The sequence below is a fragment of the Pseudaquabacterium terrae genome (genome assembly GCF_013266755.1).
GTDB lineage: Bacteria > Pseudomonadota > Gammaproteobacteria > Burkholderiales > Burkholderiaceae_C > Pseudaquabacterium > Pseudaquabacterium terrae.
This window is the reverse complement of the sequence record NZ_JABRWJ010000034.1, coordinates 1-4,855: the sequence shown is the minus strand read 5'-3', so window position 1 is coordinate 4,855 and position 4,855 is coordinate 1. Positions and strand designations below refer to the sequence as shown.

The 4,855-nt window shown below is 63.5% G+C and carries 3 protein-coding genes; all 3 read left to right on the top strand.

All coding sequences use genetic code 11. The features are described 5' to 3' along the window. Positions 1–2,221 precede the first annotated feature (2,221 nt). The 3 genes from HLB44_RS36500 (at position 2,222) to HLB44_RS36490 (ending at position 3,704) form a co-directional block, all read left to right on the top strand. On the top strand, positions 2,222–2,581 hold the full coding sequence (locus tag HLB44_RS36500) for a hypothetical protein (protein WP_173135753.1): 360 nt from the start codon (positions 2,222–2,224) through the stop codon (positions 2,579–2,581). 225 nt (positions 2,582–2,806) lie between these two features. After that, complete coding sequence (locus HLB44_RS36495; protein ID WP_173135750.1) at positions 2,807–3,034, top strand: hypothetical protein; 228 nt, start codon at positions 2,807–2,809, stop codon at positions 3,032–3,034. Between the two features lie 316 nt (positions 3,035–3,350). Further along, positions 3,351–3,704, top strand: a complete 354-nt coding sequence (locus HLB44_RS36490) for a hypothetical protein (protein ID WP_173135747.1) — start codon at positions 3,351–3,353, stop codon at positions 3,702–3,704. The last annotated feature ends 1,151 nt before the right edge of the window (positions 3,705–4,855 follow it).

The following is a 4,855-nucleotide window of genomic DNA, read 5'->3' as shown; positions in this document are numbered from 1 at the left end:
TAACCCTTCGGTCAACGCGACGTCCACCAGCTACGCACCAGGGCCGCGAGGCACCCAGGCATATCATGTGCCTCGCGGCCCTGGCGCTCCGCTGGCGGCCGCGCGTTACCTCAAACGTTAGGCGTCATGGCAAGGCCCTGCGCGAGCAATCGGTCCGTCTTGCGAGCACCGAACGTGAAGACCAACACCGCGTCCCCCGCGTTCGTCCGACTGCGAAGCGACCGAAACGCTTGCGAGCACCGAGCATGAAGAACAACGCCACGTCTGTTGTGCTCCGTCCGACTGCGACGGCCGTGAGTCGTCTTCGCAAGCTGTGCCCTTCGATCGGCGCTCCAAGGTCAGTCCCACAAGTGCGCTTCGCGCAAGCGTGCTGCGCCGCGCAGTCAGTTTGTCGGGCACCGCGCAGGAGCGCGGCGCGAGGCGAAGTTCGGAGCGCAAGATCAACAAGCCACACTACGCATGCACTCTGGCCCTGGCAAGCCGCAACGCCCTGCGGGCCATCGCTGGCGGTCAGCTCTCCGTTCGCACGGTCTCGTAGTTCTGCCGCTCAAAATGCCGCCTAACCCTTCGGTCAACGCGACGTCCACCAGCTACGCACCAGGGCCGCGAGGCACCCAGACATATCATCTGCCTCGCGGCCCTGGCGCTCCGCTGGCGGCCGCGCGTTACCTCAAACGTTAGGCCTCGGGTCAACACATCCTCCACGGCTCGTAGCGCTGCCAGAAGCACCACATGCACTCGGCCGCCATCGCATCAGCCACCAGAGGAACAGCCGAATACTGGTTGCGCATCGGCTCTGGCAACGAAAGCCGAGTCAAGGCCTGCATCGGGCTGTACGGTCGGCGCAAGGCCGGAGCACGTCGAAGAACCAAATGGAGAGCCGTATTCGTTCAGGATCCTGCGCTCTCCAAGGTCAACAAGACCAGAACACACTGCATGGCTCTGGCATCAGACGCGTCAATGCTCATCGAGCATCAGAACAAAGGGCATCGGTCGCCCCTTGCATCTTCAGCGTCCCGGTCACGCCATCCTTCAGGTGCTCGCGGTGTTCACGGTCGCCACCGAATCCGAGGCCTAACCCTTCGGTCAACGCGACGTCCACCAGCTACGCGCCAGGGCCGCGAGGCACCCAGGCATATCATCTGCCTCGCGGCCCTGGCGCTCCGCTGGCGGCCGCGCGTTACCTCAAACGTTAGGCCTCGGGTGAACACGTTCGCCACGGCTCGTAGCGCTGCCAGAAGCACCACGTTCACTCGGGCCGTCAGCACATCAGCCACCAGAGGAACAGCCGAACACGAATTGCACATGTCGGCCCTGGCAACGACAGCCGAGCCAAGGCCTGCATCGGACCGTACAGTCGGCGCAAGGCCCGAGCACGTCGAAGAAGCAAGAACGAGCCATGGCGGTTCGAGGTCCTGCGCTCCAAGGTCAACAAGACCCGAACGCACGGCATGGCTCTGGCATCAGGCGCTTCAATGCTCACCGAGCATCAGAACAAGAGGGCATCTGTCGTCCCTGGCATTTTCAGCGTCCCGGCCAGGCCGCCCTTCAGGAGCTCGCGGTGTTCATGGTCGCCACGCGTCCGAGGCCTAACCCTTCGGTCAACGCGACCCGCAACAGCAGGGGTCTTGGGGCGCGAGGCACCCAGGCCTATCATGTGCCTCGCGCCCCAAGCCCCCTGCTGCTGCGGGCGCGTTACCTCAAACGTTAGGTGTCCGTCGAAGTGCACCACTTGCGCAGGTCTCGTTCAGCGCACCTTCTCCGGCGAGCACGATCGGGCGCGCTCTGGAAGCGAAGACATCGTTCGCCGTGGTGCCCTGGCAGAAACACGGAACCATTGGCTGCATGCACAGTCCGCCACGCGCCCTTCGGGCGGTTGCAGTTCAGGAGCCGAAGGCCGCAGTGCGGCTCATCAAGATCCGTCGCTTGTGTTGGCCGCTCATCTCGAAGTCCAGGATTGCCAGCCCGGGCTCTGGCAGCTCGCGCCTCTGCGCCGTTCAAGTTCCGGCCATGCGCATAGTCGTCATCCGTCCCACTGGCATCGGTGCCAAAGACCCGCAGCCACCTAACCCTTCGGTCAACGCGACGTCCACCAGCTACGCACCAGGGCCGCGAGGCACCCAGGCATATCATGTGCCTCGCGGCCCTGGCGCTCCGCTGGCGGCCGCGCGTTACCTCAAACGTTAGGCCTCACAGGCAACCGTACCTCGATTTTCTCCGCATGAAAGCAACCTCCGTCTTCCTCGGCATCCTTCTGGTGGGAACGAATGCCTGGTGGTTCTATCAAGCTATCGACCAAGCTGTGACGAACAAGTACAGGGATCAGGAGCGATACGAAACGGCTAACAGAGTTGTCGCGCTTTCAGCTATCGCGAGCGAAGCGGTCAAGAGCCGACCCAAGTCGGAAGTGGAGGCCCTCCTGAGGAGAGTATTGCCGGATGAACAACCGTTCGAGAAGGACGGGGCACTCCATACCACTTGGGTTTCAATGCCGCAGTCCCCGGACGGCTTGGTTCTTCGCGTAGCCGTAGACCCCGGTACCTTGCAAGCTGCGTCGCCGTCGCCCGCGACAAGCAAGTGATGCTCGAACACCTTCCCGCTGGGCAAATTTGGTCCCCGGCACCAAGTGAGGCCTAACCCTTCGGTCAACGCGACCCGTACCAGCAGGCCCCTTGGGGCGCGTGGCCGTGCAGCCTATCATCGGCCTCGCGCCCCAAGCGTCCTGCCGGCACGGGCGCGTTACCTCCAACGTTAGGCCTCGGGTCAAAACGTTCACAACGACTCGTAGCGCTGCCAGAAGCACCACATGCATTCGGCCGCCATCGCATCAGCCACCACAGAAGGAGCCGAAGACCGGCTGCGCATGTCGGCTCTGGCAACGAAAGCCGAGTCAAGGCCTGCATCGGGCTGTACGGTCGACGCAAGTCCTGGGCACGTCGAAGAGCCGAATCGGGAGCCGCGCTCGTTCAAGGTCCTGCGCTCGAAGGTCAAGAAGACCAGAACACACGGCATGGTTCTGGCATCAGGCGCGTGAATACTCACCGAGCATCAGAACAATGGGCATCGGTCGCCCCTGGCATCTTCAGCAACCAGGCCAGGCCGTCCTTCAGGTACTCGCGGTGTTCACGGCCGCCACAAAATCCGAGGCCTAACCCTTCGGTCAACGCGACCCGCACCAGCAGGCGTCTTGGGGCGCGAGGCCGCCCAGCACTATCATCGGCCTCGCGCCCCAAGCCCCCTGCCGGCACGGGCGCGTTACCTCAAACGTTAGGCGTCACAATTCCGGCGCACACAGCATGCCTACGCTACAAGACTGGTACACGCGGAAAGCGAGTGGCGCGACCCTTCGCTTGAAGAGGGAAGCTGCAGCAACGGAGGAGTGGCGCCGTTTCACCGGCCGCTTGCACTACGCGAAGGTCAGCCTCCGCGCTGAACCCGCAAGTACGTTTGAACTTCTGTCGGAGCCGAGCGCTTGGATCGACGACAACTGGAAGCAAGAGTTCGAGCCATACGTCCTCGAAGGGGTGGTGTCGGAACTCCTTCAACACCCCGGCACGCCAGTACTTGGTATTCGTGTCTTCATCACAGCCACGACAATTGACGAAGTCGCGTCGAACGGGAACTCGTTCTATATGGCCGCCAAAGCGGCAACCGAAAGGCTTCTTCAAGGGCCCGCGGGAGAGCATCGTGGCAACTGCGAGTGACGCCTAACCCTTCGGTCAACGCGACGTCCGCCAGCTACGCACCAGGGCCGCGAGGCTCACAGGCATATCATGTGCCTCGCGGCCCTGGCGCTCCGCTGGCGGCCGCGCGTTACCTCAAACGTTAGGCCTCGGGTCAGCACGGTCGTCGCGACTCGCAGCGGTCAAGAAGCACCACATGCCTGCGACCGTCGTCTCGTCAGCCAGCAGTGAACAGCCGAATACGAGAGCAGCGCGTCTGGCAAGGCCCTGGCAAAGGAAGAGGGGCAAGGTCAGTGCGGGCAGCCCGTCGCACGCGCGGTCGGCGCACGGCCCGAGTGCATCGAAGAACAAGATCGGTCGTCGCGGCTCGAAGCACCGAGCACCAGACTCACAAGGAGCATTCCGTTCACTTCGGGCGGTACGAGCATCGGCATCTCACGCAGCCGTCGGCGGCAAGAACATCGGTCAAGCTCTGGCAGTTTTCGCGTCCGCGTCGCGCAGCTCACGGGCCAAGTCGCTCCTCAGCCTGCTCGCTGTTCACGGTCGCCAACGCACCGAGGCCTAACCCTTCGGTCAACGCGACGTCCACCAGCTACGCGCCAGGGCCGCGAGGCACCCAGGCATATCATGTGCCCCGCGGCCCTGGCGCTCCGCTGGCGGCCGCGCGTTACCTCAAACGTTAGGCCTCGGGTCAACACGTTCACCACGACTCGTGGCGCTGCCAGAAGAAGCGCACGCCTTCGGCCGTCGTCACATCAGCCACGAGATGAACAGCCAAATGCAAGCGTGCGCACTTGCGGTGGTCGCTTCCGAGCGCTTCGGCAGCGACGGAGAAGACCAGGCAATTCTCTTCAGGGGCAGGTCGGTACGCGCGCGCGTGAGAGGATGGCCGTCGCTGCTCGTCGTTCGGAGAACAAGGCCCGCAACTTCACCAGCCGGTTGGCTGCGGTGCGGCAGGTCTCTGGCAACAAGATCATCGGTCGTCTCTGGCAGTTCGCGCGTCAGGCTCGCTCCAAATACCCGCGGTGTTCACGGTCGCCAACGCGCGTTGAGCGGCCGGGCGGATGGTTGACACTTTCTCTGGGCGGATAGCTGACACTTGGTTGGTGTTGAATCGCCTCTTTCCTTTCTGGTTTTGAGGCCCCCGCCAGGCCGCCGGAGGCCCCCGGTTG

Bases quoted from the DNA above. Each gene is read 5' to 3' on its own strand.
- HLB44_RS36500 (WP_173135753.1), top strand. From the start codon at position 2,222: ATGAAAGCAACCTCCGTCTTCCTCGGCATCCTTCTGGTGGGAACGAAT.
- HLB44_RS36495 (WP_173135750.1), top strand. From the start codon at position 2,807: ATGCATTCGGCCGCCATCGCATCAGCCACCACAGAAGGAGCCGAAGAC.